We start from the raw sequence: 16690 nt of genomic DNA on the forward strand, positions 1-16690 counted from the left end.
CAAATCGATCCATATGAATTGCAAATTTCCTTGCATTGAACCAGATCCCTAGACTGCGCTGCAGGCCTGTACGCACCATCCCGCGCCCAGGACAACACAAGCTGAATACAAAGCAGCAGCAGGAGACAAACATGCCAGAGCGCCTCGCGGGCCTGCCCAGGCCACGCACCCTCATACATCCCGGCCCCTGCAGCGCCGTGCGACTGGATCACCGACAAGCGCCCGCTGCGCTCCACATGCGGCTGGCCCTGGCGCCCGGGCTGACGCTGTTCGACGCCATCGTCGGCGCACTGTCATCGGCCAGCGTCGAGAGTGCCTCGCTGACCTTGCTGGAAGGCGATCTCGAAGACCTGGATTTCTGCGTGGCGCCACCCGATCGCAGCGGCCATGTCGTGGCCACCTACGGCCCGCCCGCGACACTGCAGGCCGCCAGGCTGCTGTTCGGCAACGCCACGCTCGGCTGCGCCGAAACAGGGCATCCGGCTTTGCACTGCCATGCCGTCTTCTCCAGCGCACAGGGCCACCTGCTCGGCGGCCATGTGCTCACGCAGCGCTGCCGCATCGTCAATGCGCCCGTCAGCGCCCTGGCGACCTCGCTGGACGGGTTCGGACTGCGCATCGCCTACGACCCTGAAACGCGCATGTCCCTGATGCGTCCGGCCGCCGCGCAGGTCTGCCATGGCTGAGGCCCGCATGGTCGAGTCAGGCCGCATGGGCCGCGTCGCCTACGCACGCATTGCCCCCAACGAAGATCTGGTGCTGAGCGTGGAAAAGCTCTGCGCGCTGCAGGGCTTTCGCAATGCCTTCGTGCGCGGCGCCCTGGGCAGCCTGGTCGATGCCTGCCTGGCGCGCGCCGACGGCGGTTGCCTGTTGCTGCGCGGGCCGGCCATCGAGGTGGTCAGCCTCGCCGGCGAGGTGCGCTGCCAGGACGATGGCTCGCTGCGTGCCTGCCTGAGCGGCGTGGTCGCCGACACCACCGGCCAGGTGCATGGCGGCCCCTTCGTGGCCGGAGCCAACCCCGTCTGCATCACCTTCGAGCTGACCCTCGAAGAGTGGCTTCCCCAAACCCCTTCTGCCTTGACCCCGGATCCAGGAGCCTGTCCATGAACCAACGAGATTCCCATCCATCCCCCGCACGCGTCGCCGTGGTCACCGGAGGGGCGCGCGGCATAGGCCGGTCCATCGGCGAATGGTTTCTACAGCGGGGCTGGCGCGTAGCGCTGCTGGACATCGACAGTGAAACGCTGGAGCGCACGGCGCAGGACATGGACTGCCCGGCCCGGCTGCTGTGCCAGCATTGCGACGTCTCGAACCCGCAGCAGGTGGACGAGGCCGCCACCGCCGTCATGGCGCGCTGGGGCCGCGTGGATGCGCTGGTCAACAACGCCGGCGTGGCGGTCTTCAAGCCCGTGCTGGAGACATCGTTCGAGGAATGGCGCACGGTCATGGCCACCAACCTCGACGGCGCCTTTCTCTGCACGCAGGCCTTCGGTGCCCGGATGGCTCGCAACGAAGGCCACGGCGGCAGCGGCGGAGCCATCGTCAACATCGCCTCCATCTCGGGCCTGCGGGCAAGCACGCTGCGCGTGGCCTATGGCACGAGCAAGGCCGCCCTCATCCACATGACGCGCCAGCATGCGGTGGAACTGGGCAATCTGGGCGTGCGCGTCAACGTGATCGCGCCAGGGCCGGTGGAGACCGAGATGGCCAAGCTCGTGCACAGCGTCGCCATACGCTCCGACTACCACGACGCCATCCCGCTGGGCCGCTACGGCACACCACAGGAAATGGCAGAGGCCGTGGGCTTTCTTTGCAGCGATACGGCCAGCTTCATCAATGGCCAGGTGCTGGCCGTCGACGGCGGCTTCGATGCCGCAGGCGTGGGTCTGCCCACGCTGCGCCGCCGGCTGGCCGAGGCACCGGCAACCGTGCAGTCCGCGCAGTCCTGAACACCGCCCGCACCACAGGAGCCACGCCATGAACCCACCCCGCATCATCGGCTGGGGCCACACGCCCTTCGGAAAGCATGCCGCAGCCGATGCCGAGCAACTGCTGCGTGACGCCATCGACCCGGCACTGCAAACCGCCGGCCTGGAGCCCCGGGACATCGACGGCATCTTCGTCGGCCACTTCAATGGCGGCCTTCTGCCCCAGGATTTCAGCGCCAGCCTGGTGGCCCTGGCCGTGCCTGAACTGCGCCATGTGCCCGCCACGCGCAGCGAGAACGCCTGCGCCACCGGCTCGGCTGCCATCTGGGCTGCGCTCGACGCCGTGCAGTCCGGCCGCATATGTTGCGCGCTGGTGGTGGGCTTCGAGATCATGAACGCCCAGCCTGGGCAGAAAATTGCCGAGATCCTGCTGCGCTGCTCCTACGTGAAGGAGGAAGCTGCCACACCGGCGGGCTTCGCAGGCGTGTTCGGGCAGATCGCCACCCGCTATTTCGAACGCTTCGGCGACCAGAGCGATGCACTGGCAGCCATCGCGGCCAAGAACCATGCCAACGGCGTGCACAACCCCTTCGCCCACATGCGGCGTGACCTGGGCCTGGACTTCTGCCGCCACGCCTCGGACAGGAACCCCTTCGTCGCAGGCCCGCTCAAGCGCTCGGACTGCTCGCTGGTCTCCGACGGCGCGGCCGCCCTGGTCATCTCGCGCCAGGCCTGCGGCAATGCCAGCGTGGCGCCCGTGCGCTGGCGCTCGCGCACCCAGGTCAACGACCTCCTGCCCCTGTCGCGGCGGGACCCCACGCGCTTCGAAGGCGCCGCCCTGGCGTGGCAGCGCGGGCTGGCCGACGCAGGCGTCACGCTGGCCGACCTGGGCTTCGTGGAAACACATGACTGCTTCACCATGGCCGAACTGCTGGAATACGAGGCCATGGGCCTGGCGCCACATGGCCAAGGCGCGCGCGCCATCCTCGACGGCAGCACATGCCGCGACGGGCGGCTGCCCGTCAACCCGTCGGGAGGACTCAAGTCGCGCGGCCATCCCATAGGCGCGACAGGCGTTTCCCAGCATGTGATGGCGGCCATGCAGCTGTCAGGCTCGGCCGGGGCCATGCAACTGCCCGCGCCCCGGCTGGGCGCCGTCTTCAACATGGGTGGTGCGGCCGTGGCCAACTACCTGAGCGTGCTGGAGGCCGCATGAACAGGCTTGCACCTGCGGACATCGCGGCAGTCCCCGCGCCCCAGGCAGCCAACCTGTCGCTGCTGCTGTCGCAGACGGCCGCCCTGTTTCCCGACAGGCCCGGCCTGATCCAGGGCGACCGCCGCTGGACCTGGGCGCAGATCGATGCGCGCGTCAATGCGCTGGTCCAAGGCCTGCGCGCGCTGGGCATGCAGGCCGGTGACCGCCTGCTGGTGCAGTCTCGCAACGGCATTGCCCTGTTTGAAAGCTGCTGGGCCGCCTTCCGGCTCGGCGCCGTCTGGGTGCCGGTCAACTTCCGGCTTACACCATCCGAAGTGGCTTGGCTGGGCCACGCCAGCGGCGCCACCGCCATGCTGGCCGAAGAGGGCTTCGCCGGCCATGTGGACGCCGTGCGCGCCGCCTCGCCACGGCTGCGGCATGTGATCACCATCGGCCGGCCTCGCGAAAGCCAGGGCGAGCAGGACTACGAGCAATTGCTGCATGACAACGCAGGCGCTCCCGCATCTACAGCCCATGTGCATGCCGATACGCCGCTGTGGTTCTTCTACACCTCCGGCACCACAGGCCGGCCCAAGGCCGCGATGCTCACCCATGGACAGATGGCCTTCGTGGTGACCAACCACCTTGCCGACCTGATCCCGGGCACGGACGAGCGCGACTGCTCCATTGCCGTGGCACCGCTGTCGCACGGCGCAGGCATACATGCCCTGCTCAACGTGGCGCGCGGTGCGGCCACAGTGCTGCCCACCGCCGACCGGCTGGACCCTGCCGAGGTCTGGGAGCTGGTTCAGCGGCACCGGGTCACCAATCTCTTCACCGTGCCCACCATCGTCAAGCTGCTGGTGGAAGACCCCGCGGTGGACCGCTTCGACCACGGATCGCTGCGCTACGTGGTCTATGCGGGCGCGCCCATGTACCACGCCGACCAGCAGCGCGCATTGCACAAGCTGGGCCCGGTGCTGGTGCAGTACTTCGGCCTGGGCGAGGTGACGGGCTGCATCACCGTGCTGACGCCCTCCATGCACGCACTGGACGACGGGCACAGCGACGGCAGCACCGGCACCGCCGACACATTGATCGGAACCTGCGGGCGCCCGCGCACGGGCATGGAGGTCGCCATCCTCGACCACCGGTTGCAGCCCGTTCCCACGGGCGCCATCGGCGAGATATGCTGCCGCGGCCCCGCCGTCTTTGCGGGCTACCACGACAACCCCGAGGCCACGGCCCAGGCCTTTCGGGGCGGCTGGTTCCACACGGGCGATCTCGGGCGGCTGGACGAGCGGGGCCTGCTCTACATCACGGGGCGGGAATCGGACATGTACATCTCGGGCGGCTCCAACGTCTATCCGCGCGAAGTCGAGGAGGCGCTGCTGACCCATCCCGCCGTGGCCGAGGTCGCCGTGCTCGGCATGCCCGACGCCACCTGGGGCGAGATCGGCGTGGCCGTGGTGGTCGCGCGGGGAGGTGCCGATGCCACCGCTGGAGACCTCACGGCCGAGGCGCTGCTGGCGCACCTGGAGGGCCGCTGCGCGCGCTACCGCTGGCCGCGCCAGTTCCACTTCTGGGACGCCCTGCCCCGCTCGGGCTACGGCAAGGTGGTCAAGAAGGAAATCCGCGAACGCCTGCTGCAGAACATGACGCAGGGAAAGGAGCAGGCCGCCCCGACCCCGTGATGCGCCCCCCCGCGCGCCGCTTGCGCCCGAACGACACAAAGACAACACTCAGGAGACAAGCCATGACCCTTTCCCGACGCCACGTGCTGCACGGTGCCGCAGCCTGCGCCCTTCCACTGGCCCTTTCACAGCGCAGCGCCTTCGCCAGCAAGGCCGAATTCCGCTACAAGTACGCCAACAACCTGCCCGCCACGCACCCCATGAACATCCGGGCCCTGCAGATGTCGCAGGCCATCCTGGCCGAGACCGGTGGACGGGTGGACATCCAGGTCTTCTCCAATGGGCAGCTCGGCTCGGACACCGATGTGCTGGGCCAGTTGCGCTCGGGCGGCGTGGAGTTCTTCACGCTGTCGGGCCTGATCCTGTCCACCCTGGTGCCGGCAGCCTCCATCAGCGGCGTGGGCTTTGCATTCGACGGCTATGACAGTGTCTGGAAGGCCATGGATGGCGAGCTGGGCGCCCATATCCGCGCACGCATCGCCCACGCCAACCTGGTGGCCATGGAGCGCATCTGGGACAACGGTTTCCGGCAGATCACCTCCTCCACGCGCCCCATCGCGGGTCCCGCCGACCTGCAGGGCTTCAAGATCCGCGTGCCCGTCTCTCCGCTGTGGACCTCGATGTTCAAGGCGCTGGACAGCGCGCCCGCGTCCATCAACTTTGCCGAGGTCTATTCCTCGCTGCAGACGAAGATCGTGGACGGGCAGGAGAACCCGCTGGCCATCATCTCCACGGCCAAGCTCTACGAGGTGCAGAAGTACTGCTCGCTCACCAACCACATGTGGGACGGTTTCTGGTTCCTGGCCAACCGCCGCGCCTGGGAAAGACTGCCCCCAGACCTGCGCGACATCGTGGCGCGACACATCAATGCCGCAGGCCTGCGCGAACGCGACGATGTCGCCGAGCTCAACGCCGGCCTGCAAAAGGAGCTGGCCGCCAAGGGCCTGGCCTTCAACACTGCCGACACCGCCGCCTTCCGTGAGCGGTTGCGCAAGGCCGGCTTCTACGCCGAATGGAAGCGCAAGCACGGTGACCAGGCCTGGGCCATCCTCGAGCGCAGCGTCGGGGCGCTGGCATGACTGCGCCCCAGGACAAGCCCGCCCATACCCCGCACGATGCCTGGACCGCGTGGGACCGCATCGACCGCTGGATGGGCGCGGCCGTGGCTTGCGCGGCGGGCCTGCTGGTGCTGGCCGATATCGGCGTGCTGTTTGCGGGAGTGGTGGCACGCTTTGTCTTCCACCAGCCACTGGTCTGGGCGGATGAACTGGCCTCCATGCTCTTCATCTGGCTGGCCATGCTGGGTGCCGTGATCGCACTGCGGCGCGCCGAGCACATGCGCATGACGGCCCTGCTCTCGCGCCTGTCGCCTGCGCGCCGAGCCCTGTTCGATGCCATCGGCACCTGTGCCACGCTGGCCTTTCTCGCCTTGGTTGCCTGGCCCGCATGGGAATGGGCAGCGGACGAGCGCTTCATCACCACGCCCGCGCTGGAAATCTCCAACATCTGGCGCGCTGCGGCACTGCCCGCCGGCATCGTGCTGATGGCTGTTTTCTCGGTGCTGCGCTTGGTGCGCAGCGGCGAAAAGGCGGCGGCCTGGAAGGCACTGGCCGTGGTGGCCGCCGTCATGGCGGCGTTCGTGCTGGCAAACGGCATCTTCGGCCTCTTCGAGGACCTGGGGCGCCTGAACCTGCTGGTCTTCTTCGTCGGCGTGGTCGCGGCCTGCGTGTTCGGCGGCGTGCCCATTGCCTTTGCCTTCGGCCTGGGCACGCTCGGCTATCTGGCCCTGGCCACGGACACCGCCCTGCCCGTGATCGTCGGGCGCATGGACGAAGGCATGTCCCACCTCATCCTGCTGGCCGTTCCGCTGTTCGTCTTCCTGGGGCTGCTGATCGAGATGACGGGCATGGCGCGCGCCATGGTGGCTTTTCTCGCGGGCCTGCTCGGCCATGTGCGCGGCGGCCTGTCCTATGTGCTTGTGGGGGCCATGTACCTGGTCTCGGGCATCTCGGGCTCCAAGGCGGCCGACATGGCGGCCGTGGCTCCGGCACTGTTCCCCGAAATGCGCAAGCGCGGCGCGGACGAAGGCGATCTGGTGGCCCTGCTGTCAGCCACAGGCGCGCAGACGGAAACCGTGCCGCCCAGCCTGGTGCTGATCACCATCGGCTCGGTCACGGGCGTGTCCATTGCAGCGCTGTTCACGGGCGGACTGCTGCCGGCGCTGGCCCTGGGCCTGTCGCTGTGTGTGGTCGTCTGGTGGCGCTCGCGCCATGACCAGCCGCCGCAGACACAGCGCCAGCCCTGGTCGCAGATCGCGCGGCTAGGCTTCATCGCCCTGCCGGCACTGGCGCTGCCCTTCGTGATCCGCGCGGCCGTGGTCGAGGGCGTGGCCACGGCCACCGAAGTCTCGACCCTGGGCATTGCCTACGCGGCCATTGCGGGTCTGCTGATCTACCGCCAGTTCGACTGGCGCCGCCTGGGGCCCATGCTCGTGGCCACGGCATCGCTGTCGGGCGCCATCCTGCTCATCATCGGCACTGCCACGGCCATGGCCTGGGGCCTGACCCAATCGGGCTTCTCGCGCTCGCTGGCGGAGGCGATGGCCGCCCTGCCCGGCGGGGCACCCGCGTTTCTCGCGGTCTCGCTACTGATCTTCGTCATCCTCGGATCGGTGTTGGAAGGCATACCCGCCATCGTGCTGTTCGGCCCGCTGCTGTTTCCCATCGCACGCGACCTGGGCATCCATGAAGTGCACTACGCCATCGTCGCCGTGCTCGCCATGGGCCTGGGCCTGTTCGCCCCACCACTGGGCGTGGGCTACTACGCAGCCTGCGCCATAGGCCAGATCCACCCGGACAAGGGCTTGCGGCCCATCGTGGGCTACCTGCTGGCGCTGTTGCTGGGTACGGTGGCGGTGGCGGCCGTGCCCTGGCTGTCGATCGGATTTCTGTAGAGGCGCGGCCGCCCGCGTTCAGGAATACTCCAGATCGCTGTGCTTGCTGGTCACCAGCCGGCCGGCCGACAGCGACATCATCAGCAGCGCAATCGCCTCATGCATGATCAGCGTGTGCGTGTTGCCGGTCTCCACCATCTTGCTGCGCAACGACTCGCGCACCTGGGGGGAGCCGGTCACGTCGATGATGATGTCCACCGCTGCATCCACCAGATCCATGAACCGTGTGGTGACCGGCACGCCACGCGCGCGCGCCAGTGCGATGCCGGGCTGGTTCAAATCCAGGTCGGCCACCCCAAGCAACTGCACGAAGGGCGCGTCCAGCAATTGCTGCAGCAAGGGAGTGCCGGTCTGCCCCGCACCAATGACCACGATCCGGAAGGCTTGCATGGGTTGAATCCTTTTCCATATGGGAAGTACGGCGCCATCATAGAAATGCCTTGCCGGTGCGCGCCGGTCCGGGGCGGGTGGAATGGGTTTGTATGACCCAGATCAAATCCGGTATCCAGGTCCAGATGGACCTCTACCACTGCCAGATCGTCGAGGGAGACCTCGCCATGAAGATCCGCCAGTACCTGCCCACGGGCCGCGTGGGCCACCTGCAGATCGCAGGCGTGCCCGAACGCCACGAACCCGACGTCGGCGAGGTCAACTACCCCTACCTGTTCCGCCTGCTGGACCAGCTGGGCTACGACGGCTGGATAGGCTGCGAATACCGCCCCGCGCGCGGCGCGGCCGCGCACGCTACCAGCGAGGGGCTGGGGTGGATGAAGGAGTGGCTGCAGGCCACGTTCCCCGCCCTCAACGCAACCACCTGCGCAGGTGCGTCTGGTCGTGGACCTGAAACCGGCGACATCCAGCAACGCATGGACTACGACGCCTGGAGCCGCGTGGCCCACGACAGCAACCTGGGTTGACTCCAAACCAGCTGTGGCTTGGAACTGCGGTTAGGTGCACGGCAACGGTCCATTTCGCACTCGAATTTTTAGACTATGAGCCGTCCTTGCCAGCAATGGAAATTGTTCAGATACAATCCCAAATCCATATGTAACACATCGTAAAACAAAGGAAACTATGAAAATAATTCACAGATACGGCCGGCGGATCCTGTTTGCCCTGTTCGTTGCCACCGCCTTGGCGGGCTGCGGCACTCCCACAGGCCTTACGATTGACTACGCACCAAGCTCTACCAAGACCGCTCAAGGCAGTCTTGCTGTCGGCGAGTTTACATATTCAGCTGTAGACCCAAAGACATCCAAGCCCATGCCTCCGGATGTGATACGTAACACAGCTATGGGTGAAATAAAACTGGATCGCGACGTATCGAAATTTATCCGAGATGCTGTTTTTGTTGAACTCCGTTTTGTTGGCATAAATACCAGTTCGGGCGGGAAAGTACTGACAGGAGACATTCAAGATTTCTTCATTGATGACCTAGGCTACAGCATCGATTGGACTTACAAAGTCAATTACACCGTAAAAGAAGAAACCTCAGGAAATATCGTATATGCAGCAGTCAAAAACATTCAACGCAAGACCAATAAATTTGGTAATGCGCTTGGCGTGCTGAAGGAAAATATCAAAATGAGTGTCGAAGAACTGATTGAAGATCCTGATTTTTTGAAATCAATCAAATGATCAGCCATCCGACAGAAGTCGGCTCGGCAATACACCACGCCAATCCGATCTTCAAGCATTTCGTTTGAAGCTCGCTCATTAAAAAACCCGCCGGCTTCGTGGCCCGGCGGGTTTTCTCAGGTGAATAACAGCAGACGCTGTTATTGCCTTACAGGAACCTGTTCCGTGTACTCGCGCAGCACGCCGCCGCCTTCGACGGAGCCGCTGACCTGGCCGTCCTTGACGCGCTCCACGCAGGAGCGGCGGTCGCCTTCGTTCTTGAAGACATCGCAGCGGGCCACGGCATTGCGCTGGAAGTTGTCGCCCGACTGGACGCCGCCTCGGCGCGATTGCTCCTGGACGGCGGCGGCCTCGTGCTGGGCAGGGTCGCGGCGGTCATAGCCGCGCTTGGCGGGCCCCTTGTGCTCGGCGTGCTTCTTGTGGTGGTGATGGGGCTTGGCCTTTTCCGCGGCGGGGGGCGGAGGCGGCGTGCCATCAGGCCCGGGGCCGGGCTGGGCGGTGGCCAGGCCGGCCATGCCCAGGACGGCAGCGCCAATACACAGCTGCAGGGGACGGATCCATGGATTCTTCATAGCTTCACTCCATTCCTCGTGAAAAAGTCAAGGCCCAAGCATGCGTGTTTTCCAGCTCCCCATTTATCGGTACAGCACGGCTGCGCATGCAGTCCATGGCCTACATGTTGCCGCGCAACGCGCAAGCGGTCGCCGACCTGGGTCAAGCCTGGGTGGCAAACCAGCGCTGAACGCCGTCGGCCATGCGCGCGAAGACGCTGTCCAGCGTGGGAACCTCGGCACCCCACAGGGCGCGCAGCACGTCCGCGTTCTCGAACAGGCCGTGCCAATAGCAGCCGGCGATGCGGCCGTCAGGGCTGTGCCACAGCAGGCCCGGCACAGGCTCGGCCACGGCACTGCCGGCAGCCACCATGTCGGGGCGCACGCTGGTCTGGCCATGGTGGATTTCATAGACCCGGGCCTGCACGCCGGACAGCGCCGCCAAAGCCCCTGGCAGCGGCGGCAGCTGCACGCTGGCGGGCAGCACAGTCTTGTCGGGCGCGAACAGGGTCGTCAGCGGCAGCAGGCCCAGGCCGGCTGCGTTGCCGTCCACGCCGTGCAGGTCGATCAGCGCCTCGCCCAGCATTTGCAGGCCGCCGCAGATGCCCAGCACCTGCCGGCCTGCCGCCGCATGGGCGGCGACGGCAGCATCCAGGCCCTGGGACCGCATCCAGGCCAGATCGGCAGCCGTGGCCTTGGAGCCCGGCAGGATGATCCAGTCCGCGCCGGCCAGCTGGGCCGGCGTGCGCGCCCAGACCACGCGCAGGCCCGGCACCTGCAGCAGGGGCTGGAATTCGTCGAGGTTGCTGATGCGCGGGTAGGCGACGATGGCGATGGTGGTGTGCACGGCGCGCCCCACGCCTCCTCCAGAGCCACGGTCGTCAAAGACGCCATCCTCCTCCGGCAGGCCATGCTGGAACTGCATGGGGATGGTGGCCACGGTGGGCACGCCGGTGCGCTCCTGCAGCATCTGCGGGGCGGGCGCCAGCAGGCTGGCGTCGCCCCGGAATTTGTTGAGCACGAAGCCGCGGATCAGCGCCTGTTCGTCAGGCGGCAGCAGCGCCCAGGTGCCGTAGAGGTGGGCGAAGGCGCCGCCGCGGTCGATGTCGGATACCAGCAGGCAATGCGCGCCGCAGTGGCGCGCCACGCGCATGTTGACGACGTCGCTGGCATGCAGGTTGATCTCGGCCGGCGAGCCTGCGCCCTCGATGACGACCACGTCGTTGTCGGCACGCAGGCTGTCCAGCGCCTCGGCGATCTGCGGCCACACGCGGGCGCTGCGGCCGCGCCAGGGCAAGGCCGAGAGTTCCTCGCTGACCCGGCCCAGCAGCACGACCTGGCTGCGCATGTCGGCCTCGGGCTTGAGCAGCAGCGGGTTCATGCGCACATCGGGCGCGCAGCCTGCGGCCAGGGCCTGCAGGTACTGTGCCGTGCCGATCTCGCCCCAGGCACCGCCCGGCGCGCAGACCACGCGCGCGTTGTTGCTCATGTTCTGCGCCTTGAAGGGCGCCACCTTGTAGCCCTGGGCGCGGTACCAGGCGCACAGCGCGGTGGCCACCCAGCTCTTGCCGGCACCGCTGCTGGTGCCCAGCACCATCACGCACAGCGCGGGGCGCTGGCCGGGCTCGGGCAAGGGCAGGTTCACGGCGGCGGGTTCACTCGATTGCATGGTGTTTCTCCATTGGCTGCCAGGCAGCCAGCAAGGCGTTCTGGGATGCAGGCGCCAGCACGCCCATGCGCACGCAGCCGGGCAGGCCAAAGCTGTCGCAGTCGCGCAGCTTGATGCCCTGCGCGCGCAGTTGGGCCAGACGCGTCTGCATGGCGTCGCCCTGCCGTGCCTGCGGCCAGCGCGCCACAAAGTAATTGGCCTGCGAGCCGGGCAGCACCTGCCAGCCCAGGCGCTGCACCAGATCGATCTGTTGCGCCTTCCAATCGCGCAGCCGTTGCAGGCTTTGCGCCAGCCATTGCCGGGTGGCCGGTGCGGTCCAGGCCGTGAGCATGGCCTCGCCATGGGCGCCCACGGGCCAGGAGGGTGACAGGGCACGCAAGGCATCAATCTCGTCGTGCGGCACGGCTTCGGGCGCAATGGCGTAGGCCGCGCGCACGCCGGTCATGCCAAGGGCCTTGTTGGGAGTCCACATCTGCCAGGCATCGCGCACCAGGGAGGGCACGGCGGGCTCCATGCCCGGCTCCAGTCTGAGGGGCGCATAGGCGCAGTCGATCACGCGCCAGGTGCCGGGCGGTGCGGGCTCGGTCCACAGGGGCCAGACATCTTCGGGCTGGCCCAGCGGGCTCGATGGCGCGCAGGCCCAGTGCAGGCCGGGGCCGGCCTCGGTGATGCCGTCGCGCGCGGCCAGGGGCAGGCGCCAGACCTGCGCCGCGTGGGCGTAGTCGCCATAGTGGTGTGCCGGCAGGCTGGCGACGGCCGCGCCCTCTCGCACCGCATGCATGGTGATTCGGTGGATGAAGTCGCTGGCACTGGCCGCGATGACGATGCGCTCGGCCTGCACGCCATGAAGATCCGCCAGCCGTGCGCGCAACGCCGTGTAGTGCGGGTCCGGGTACTGGGCTGCATGTGCCTGGGACAGCGCATCCAGCGCCTGCGGGCAAGGTCCGCAGGCATTGCGGTTGGTGGAGAAATCGTGCGCGGGCACGCCCAGCGCATCCGTGCCGCCGTGGGTGACTGGGATCGGTTTCATGGTGTCTTTCCTGCCATCGCCCATGCAATGACCAGGGCGGCGGCCAGCCCTGCAGCCACCAGCATGGCGACCACGCGGCCCGCATGCGCCACGGCCTGCTGCAGCTCGGCCGCCTGCGGCACGCAGCCTGCGGGGTTGAGCACGTAGACGCCGGGCTTGCCCAGGCGCACACCCAGCAGCCTTGCCATGGCGCCCATGGGCCAGCCACCGTTGGGCGACGGGGTGATGCACGCGTCCTGGCGCAGCGCACTCCAGCCCGGACGTCGGCCAGCGGCCAGGCCGGATAAGGCCAGCAGCAAGGCGGTCAGGCGCGCCGGTATCCAGTTGAGCAGGTCATCGGCACGCGCCGTCCATTTACCGGCCCATTGCCAGTGGCGCCGGTCATCGCCCTGCCCGCGCCAGCCCGGATAGCCCCACATGGCATCGGCCGTGTTGGCAAAGCGGTAGAGGGCCGCGCCCGGCAGGCCGGCCACGGCAAACCAGAACAGCGGCGCCAGCACGGAGTCGCTGAGGTTCTCGGCCAGGGTTTCGATGGCGCTTTCGCGCACCTGGCCTGCGTCGAGCTGCGCCGTGTCCCGGCTGACCAGCCAGGTCAGGCGCTCGCGGCCTGCAGGCAGGGATTGCTGCAGTGCGGCTTCCACGGCCAGCACCTCGTCGCGCAGCATGCGCCAGGACAGCAAGGGCTTGAGCAGCACCCCCAGCACCAGCGCCCCCAGCCACCAGGGCATGGGCGGCAGCAGCCACTGGATGAACGCGTAGATGGCGAAGAACAGCAGCGCCAGCAGGCACCAGGCGACTGCGCCCAGCGCAAAGCGTGGCCAGTCGCGCACATGTTCTTCGCGTGGGGCAATTCTTCGCCCAACCGCAGCCAGCAGCCGGCCCATGGCGACCACGGGGTGCATCCACACGGGCGGCTCGCCCCAGAGCCGGTCGATCAGCAGGGCCACGGGCACGGCCAGCGCGGCGGCCAGGGCGTGGCGGGCCCAGGGGTCGGGCACAGGCTGCGACAGCGCCTGCCAGCTCCACCACAGCGGACTGAACGCGGCGCCCGACAGTTGCCAGAAATGGCTGTCGTTCATGCCTGCGGCGGCGCCCCGGCGGCGCGCTGGCCCCACAGGTCGTCGTAGAGCATGTCCTGCAGCGGTGCACGGCTGGCCCATTTCTGCTGCTGCAGCATGGGCTCTGCGTAATAGGCGGACACGGGGCCCAGGCACAGCACGGCCAGCGGCCGGCTGCCCACGGGCATTTGCAGCAGCGCAGCCAGCACCTCGGGATCGAACAGCGAGACCCAGCCCAGCCCCAGCCCCTCGGCACGCGCGGCCAGCCACAGGTTCTGGATGGCACAGGCGGCCGAGGCCACATCCATCTCGGGCAAGGTGCGGCGACCGAAGACATGGGCATCGCGCCCGGGCGGCATGGCCACGACCAGCACCTCGGCCGCATCCAGCACACCCTGGACCTTGAGCTGCATGAAGTCTTCCTCGCGCTCGCCCAGGGCGCGGGCGGTCTGCAGGCGCTCCTGCTCGACCACGGCGTGTATGCCCTGGCGCAACTGCGCATCGCGCACGCGGATGAAGCGCCAGGGCTGCATGAAGCCGACGCTGGGCGCATGGTGGGCCGCGCGCAGCAGGCGCAGCAGAACATCGGGCGCGACCTCGCCTCCGCAGAAATGGCGCATGTCGCGCCGCTCATGGATCGCGCGGTAGACGGCTGCCCGCTCGGCCTCGGCAAAGGGTTGGGCGGGAATGGTCTCTGGCGCCCGGGAATGCGTTTCGCTGCTCATGCCGCCATTGTCCGCCGCAGGCCGGGCCTGCGGGCGGCATCAGTCCTCAATACCACGCTGGGCGGGAATGCCGGCCTGGAAGGCGTGCTTGACCAGTTCCATGCGCGTGACCGTATCGGCCACGGCAATGATTTCCTCGGGGCAGCGGCGGCCCGTGAGCATGACGTGCACATGGCGCGGGCGGTCGGCCAGGGCCTGCAGCACGGGCTCCAGCGGCAGCCAGCCGTAGATCAGCGGATAGGTGATTTCGTCGAGCACGACCAGGAAGTGATCGCCCGAGAGAATGGCCGTGCGGGCGCGCTCCCAGCCTTCGCGTGCGATCTGGGCAGAGCGTTCATGGTCCTGGCTCTTCCAGCTGAAGCCGTCGCCCAGTCCCTCGATGGGCATGCCCAGCTGCTCGAACATGCGGTGCTCGCCAAAGCGCGCCGTGGGCACCTTCATGAACTGGAAGATCTTGACGGACTTGCCCCGGCCATGCGCGCGCAGGGCCAGGCCGAAGGCCGCCGTGCTCTTGCCCTTGCCGTCGCCGGTGTTCACCAGCACCAGGCCACGGCGTTCGCCTTCGGGCTTTTCATAGGGCTTTTCCGTCGGGGCCTGTTCGATCTGCATGGGTCTGTCGTCCTCAAAAGTTGCACACGCTGCGGCGGGCATGCGCCGCAGCGGAGCGCCACTTTAACCGAGGCGCACGCCCAGCCGGCGCTGCAGGGCACGCACGGCGCTGTCCACCGTGGTGAGCACGGGCAGGCCCGTGGCGGCCTCGCAGGCGGCGCGGGCACGCGCCATGCTGAACTGGGCCAGCGCAATGCGCGTGCAGCCACGCGCAGCCAGGGCCCTGGCCTGCTCGACCACCAGGCGGTCATGCGTGGCGGTGTCGCCCCGGTTGAGCGCGTCCATGGCGCCATCGGCCAGGGCAGGCACCAATTCGATGCTGGCCGGGAACTCCGGCGGCATGGACTGCAGCGTGGGCGCGAAGCTGGAGATCAAACCCAAGGCCCCCTGCTGGCCCTGCACGGCCTGCACCGCCTCTTCGATCATGGCCTCGTTGGGCTTGAGCACGGGCAGCGGCGCATGGCGCGCGGCCACGGCCTCGATGCAAGGGCCAAAGGCCGAGCAGGTGAACAAGATCCCCTGCGCGCCCGTGTCCACGGCGTACTGCGCCAAGCGCTGGAAGCGCTCGTGCATGGCGGCGTCCAGCCCGCGCCCGTTGCGCGCCAGGTCGGCCGAGAGGCTGTCGTCCAGCAGGTTCATGCGTACCGCCTCGGGCCAGTCGCGCGCAAAGGCTTCGTTGATGGGAGCGACGGAATGGCTGAGGGCGTGGATGAGGGCGATGCGGGTCATGGATTGGGGGAATCTGAAAAGGAAAGGAATTATTGGGGCGCCAGCCGGGTGAACTGGGAGCGCGGCAGCAGGCGCTTGAAATCGGCATCGAAGCTGACCACATGCTCGCCCTGGTGGATGGCGGCAGCGGCCAGCCAAGCGTCCGGTACGTCATTGGCGGAAAGCGCCTTGTCGGCGCACAGTTGCCTTAACGCCGGCCATTCGGCACCCAGCACGGCCTGCTCGACGCCGGGCGATGCCAGCAATGCGTCAACGAAGCGCAAAGCCTCGACCATAGGAGTCGGGTTGACGAAGATCTTCGGATGCGTGACCAGGCGCAGAAAGTTCGCCACCACCATGGGCTGCAATTTCAGCAGCACGCCCTGGCTGGCATCGGCCATGGCCTGCTCCAGCCAGTCGCGGGCCACCGAATGATGGGGGTGGTCGCTGCGCGATGCCGCAACCAGCAGGTTGACATCGGGCGTCATGGTTGATCCTGCTGACCGGCGGCATCCAGCAGCGCGCGGTTGCTCAGTGCGTCCAGCCCCGGTGCCAGTCCGCCCTTGCCGTGGTAGACGGGAAGGCGCACGCGCCGGGCAGGCGCCTGGGCCTTGCGCAAGCGCAATTGCAGGCCCTCCTCGATCAGGCGCGTCAGGCTGGTGTGCTGCTGTGCCGCATAGGTCTTTGCTTCGGTCAGCAATGCATCGTTGAGGTCAAGCGTGGTCTTCATGACGGCCCCCAGAGCAGGAATTTCGTACAGATTTCTCGCACAGATCCTTTGCAAAGATCTTTCGTACAGATTTCTGTATGTTAGAAAAATTCCGCTGGCAGGACAACCAGGCCGGCCTGCGCCCTTCAGATGCCCTTGGACGAGGGATGAGCGAAGGATGGGCGAAGGCATCATGCCCCTCACCACGCGGTCCACGATGGCC

18 protein-coding genes and 1 pseudogene are annotated in these 16690 nt (G+C 67.4%); 9 read left to right on the forward strand and 10 right to left on the reverse strand.

What is annotated here, in order from left to right; translation table 11 throughout:
* Nucleotides 1-131: 131 nt before the first annotated feature.
* The 7 genes from ACRSCF_RS19335 to ACRSCF_RS19365 all read left to right on the forward strand — a co-directional run bounded on the left by ACRSCF_RS19335 (nt 132) and on the right by ACRSCF_RS19365 (nt 7770).
* On the forward strand, nt 132-686 hold the full coding sequence (locus ACRSCF_RS19335) for a PCC domain-containing protein (protein WP_432675081.1): 555 nt from the start codon (nt 132-134) through the stop codon (nt 684-686).
* The gene (locus tag ACRSCF_RS19340; RefSeq protein WP_017406556.1) at nt 679-1107 is read left to right on the forward strand and encodes a PPC domain-containing DNA-binding protein; all 429 of its coding nucleotides are present in this window, start codon (nt 679-681) and stop codon (nt 1105-1107) included. The genes ACRSCF_RS19335 and ACRSCF_RS19340 overlap by 8 nt, the downstream gene beginning before the upstream one ends.
* Nucleotides 1104-1949 (forward strand): SDR family NAD(P)-dependent oxidoreductase, encoded by an 846-nt coding sequence (locus tag ACRSCF_RS19345; protein WP_047474082.1) that lies wholly within the window; start codon nt 1104-1106, stop codon nt 1947-1949. Before ACRSCF_RS19340 ends, ACRSCF_RS19345 begins: the two co-directional genes overlap by 4 nt.
* A 28-nt stretch (nt 1950-1977) precedes the next feature.
* A complete protein-coding gene (locus tag ACRSCF_RS19350; protein ID WP_034363084.1) occupies nt 1978-3144 on the forward strand; it encodes an acetyl-CoA acetyltransferase in 1167 nt (388 codons plus the stop codon).
* Nucleotides 3141-4817 (forward strand): acyl-CoA synthetase, encoded by a 1677-nt coding sequence (locus ACRSCF_RS19355; RefSeq protein ID WP_154834727.1) that lies wholly within the window; start codon nt 3141-3143, stop codon nt 4815-4817. Before ACRSCF_RS19350 ends, ACRSCF_RS19355 begins: the two co-directional genes overlap by 4 nt.
* A gap of 62 nt (nt 4818-4879) precedes the next feature.
* Nucleotides 4880-5896, forward strand: a complete 1017-nt coding sequence (locus tag ACRSCF_RS19360; protein ID WP_154834728.1) for a TRAP transporter substrate-binding protein — start codon at nt 4880-4882, stop codon at nt 5894-5896.
* The gene (locus ACRSCF_RS19365; RefSeq protein WP_154834729.1) at nt 5893-7770 is read left to right on the forward strand and encodes a TRAP transporter large permease subunit; all 1878 of its coding nucleotides are present in this window, start codon (nt 5893-5895) and stop codon (nt 7768-7770) included. Before ACRSCF_RS19360 ends, ACRSCF_RS19365 begins: the two co-directional genes overlap by 4 nt.
* A gap of 18 nt (nt 7771-7788) precedes the next feature.
* Here the strand turns inward: ACRSCF_RS19365 and ACRSCF_RS19370 are convergent, their stop codons facing one another.
* Nucleotides 7789-8160, reverse strand: a complete 372-nt coding sequence (locus ACRSCF_RS19370) for an oxidoreductase (RefSeq protein WP_034363082.1) — start codon at nt 8158-8160, stop codon at nt 7789-7791.
* 113 nt (nt 8161-8273) lie between these two features.
* Here ACRSCF_RS19370 and ACRSCF_RS19375 point away from each other — a divergent pair.
* Both ACRSCF_RS19375 and ACRSCF_RS19380 read left to right on the forward strand, forming a co-directional pair.
* Nucleotides 8274-8552 (forward strand): annotated as a pseudogene (locus tag ACRSCF_RS19375) (TIM barrel protein); the annotation flags it as partial.
* Nucleotides 8553-8844: 292 nt separating this feature from the next.
* Nucleotides 8845-9408, forward strand: a complete 564-nt coding sequence (locus tag ACRSCF_RS19380; protein ID WP_013803205.1) for a hypothetical protein — start codon at nt 8845-8847, stop codon at nt 9406-9408.
* Between the two features lie 140 nt (nt 9409-9548).
* Here ACRSCF_RS19380 and ACRSCF_RS19385 read toward each other — a convergent pair whose 3' ends face one another.
* The 9 genes from ACRSCF_RS19385 to ACRSCF_RS19425 all read right to left on the reverse strand — a co-directional run bounded on the left by ACRSCF_RS19385 (nt 9549) and on the right by ACRSCF_RS19425 (nt 16488).
* Nucleotides 9549-9980 (reverse strand): hypothetical protein, encoded by a 432-nt coding sequence (locus ACRSCF_RS19385; protein WP_016445226.1) that lies wholly within the window; start codon nt 9978-9980, stop codon nt 9549-9551.
* 142 nt (nt 9981-10122) lie between these two features.
* Nucleotides 10123-11628 (reverse strand): cobyric acid synthase, encoded by a 1506-nt coding sequence (locus tag ACRSCF_RS19390; RefSeq protein ID WP_203399674.1) that lies wholly within the window; start codon nt 11626-11628, stop codon nt 10123-10125.
* On the reverse strand, nt 11615-12658 hold the full coding sequence (locus tag ACRSCF_RS19395) for an aminotransferase class I/II-fold pyridoxal phosphate-dependent enzyme (RefSeq protein ID WP_034363080.1): 1044 nt from the start codon (nt 12656-12658) through the stop codon (nt 11615-11617). The genes ACRSCF_RS19390 and ACRSCF_RS19395 overlap by 14 nt, the downstream gene beginning before the upstream one ends.
* Entirely contained in the window at nt 12655-13737 is a 1083-nt protein-coding gene (gene cbiB, locus ACRSCF_RS19400) for an adenosylcobinamide-phosphate synthase CbiB (RefSeq protein ID WP_034363159.1), read from the reverse strand. The genes ACRSCF_RS19395 and cbiB overlap by 4 nt, the downstream gene beginning before the upstream one ends.
* A complete protein-coding gene (bluB, locus tag ACRSCF_RS19405; protein ID WP_074922981.1) occupies nt 13734-14441 on the reverse strand; it encodes a 5,6-dimethylbenzimidazole synthase in 708 nt (235 codons plus the stop codon). Before bluB ends, cbiB begins: the two co-directional genes overlap by 4 nt.
* Before the next feature lie 39 nt (nt 14442-14480).
* Entirely contained in the window at nt 14481-15050 is a 570-nt protein-coding gene (gene cobO / locus ACRSCF_RS19410; RefSeq protein WP_013803210.1) for a cob(I)yrinic acid a,c-diamide adenosyltransferase, read from the reverse strand.
* Nucleotides 15051-15113: 63 nt separating this feature from the next.
* On the reverse strand, nt 15114-15779 hold the full coding sequence (locus tag ACRSCF_RS19415) for an aspartate/glutamate racemase family protein (RefSeq protein ID WP_034363079.1): 666 nt from the start codon (nt 15777-15779) through the stop codon (nt 15114-15116).
* A gap of 29 nt (nt 15780-15808) precedes the next feature.
* The gene (locus tag ACRSCF_RS19420) at nt 15809-16246 is read right to left on the reverse strand and encodes a TA system VapC family ribonuclease toxin (protein WP_016453067.1); all 438 of its coding nucleotides are present in this window, start codon (nt 16244-16246) and stop codon (nt 15809-15811) included.
* Complete coding sequence (locus ACRSCF_RS19425) at nt 16243-16488, reverse strand: DUF6364 family protein (protein WP_016453068.1); 246 nt, start codon at nt 16486-16488, stop codon at nt 16243-16245. Before ACRSCF_RS19425 ends, ACRSCF_RS19420 begins: the two co-directional genes overlap by 4 nt.
* Nucleotides 16489-16690: the final 202 nt, after the last annotated feature.

Origin of the sequence: Delftia sp. 11MD, assembly GCF_050907895.1 — a bacterium.
GTDB classification, from domain to species: Bacteria; Pseudomonadota; Gammaproteobacteria; order Burkholderiales; family Burkholderiaceae_C; genus Comamonas; species Comamonas tsuruhatensis.

What these genes read in the sequence shown, in the direction of transcription:
- ACRSCF_RS19380 (WP_013803205.1), top strand. Translation starts at nt 8,845, where the DNA reads ATGAAAATAATTCACAGATACGGCCGGCGGATCCTGTTTGCCCTGTTC.
- ACRSCF_RS19425 (WP_016453068.1), bottom strand. Translation starts at nt 16,488, where the DNA reads ATGAAGACCACGCTTGACCTCAACGATGCATTGCTGACCGAAGCAAAG.
- cbiB (WP_034363159.1), bottom strand. Translation starts at nt 13,737, where the DNA reads ATGAACGACAGCCATTTCTGGCAACTGTCGGGCGCCGCGTTCAGTCCG.
- ACRSCF_RS19340 (WP_017406556.1), top strand. Translation starts at nt 679, where the DNA reads ATGGCTGAGGCCCGCATGGTCGAGTCAGGCCGCATGGGCCGCGTCGCC.
- ACRSCF_RS19415 (WP_034363079.1), bottom strand. Translation starts at nt 15,779, where the DNA reads ATGACCCGCATCGCCCTCATCCACGCCCTCAGCCATTCCGTCGCTCCC.
- ACRSCF_RS19390 (WP_203399674.1), bottom strand. Translation starts at nt 11,628, where the DNA reads ATGCAATCGAGTGAACCCGCCGCCGTGAACCTGCCCTTGCCCGAGCCC.
- ACRSCF_RS19360 (WP_154834728.1), top strand. Translation starts at nt 4,880, where the DNA reads ATGACCCTTTCCCGACGCCACGTGCTGCACGGTGCCGCAGCCTGCGCC.
- ACRSCF_RS19350 (WP_034363084.1), top strand. Translation starts at nt 1,978, where the DNA reads ATGAACCCACCCCGCATCATCGGCTGGGGCCACACGCCCTTCGGAAAG.
- ACRSCF_RS19335 (WP_432675081.1), top strand. Translation starts at nt 132, where the DNA reads ATGCCAGAGCGCCTCGCGGGCCTGCCCAGGCCACGCACCCTCATACAT.
- ACRSCF_RS19385 (WP_016445226.1), bottom strand. Translation starts at nt 9,980, where the DNA reads ATGAAGAATCCATGGATCCGTCCCCTGCAGCTGTGTATTGGCGCTGCC.
- ACRSCF_RS19395 (WP_034363080.1), bottom strand. Translation starts at nt 12,658, where the DNA reads ATGAAACCGATCCCAGTCACCCACGGCGGCACGGATGCGCTGGGCGTG.
- cobO (WP_013803210.1), bottom strand. Translation starts at nt 15,050, where the DNA reads ATGCAGATCGAACAGGCCCCGACGGAAAAGCCCTATGAAAAGCCCGAA.
- ACRSCF_RS19370 (WP_034363082.1), bottom strand. Translation starts at nt 8,160, where the DNA reads ATGCAAGCCTTCCGGATCGTGGTCATTGGTGCGGGGCAGACCGGCACT.
- bluB (WP_074922981.1), bottom strand. Translation starts at nt 14,441, where the DNA reads ATGAGCAGCGAAACGCATTCCCGGGCGCCAGAGACCATTCCCGCCCAA.
- ACRSCF_RS19355 (WP_154834727.1), top strand. Translation starts at nt 3,141, where the DNA reads ATGAACAGGCTTGCACCTGCGGACATCGCGGCAGTCCCCGCGCCCCAG.
- ACRSCF_RS19345 (WP_047474082.1), top strand. Translation starts at nt 1,104, where the DNA reads ATGAACCAACGAGATTCCCATCCATCCCCCGCACGCGTCGCCGTGGTC.
- ACRSCF_RS19420 (WP_016453067.1), bottom strand. Translation starts at nt 16,246, where the DNA reads ATGACGCCCGATGTCAACCTGCTGGTTGCGGCATCGCGCAGCGACCAC.
- ACRSCF_RS19365 (WP_154834729.1), top strand. Translation starts at nt 5,893, where the DNA reads ATGACTGCGCCCCAGGACAAGCCCGCCCATACCCCGCACGATGCCTGG.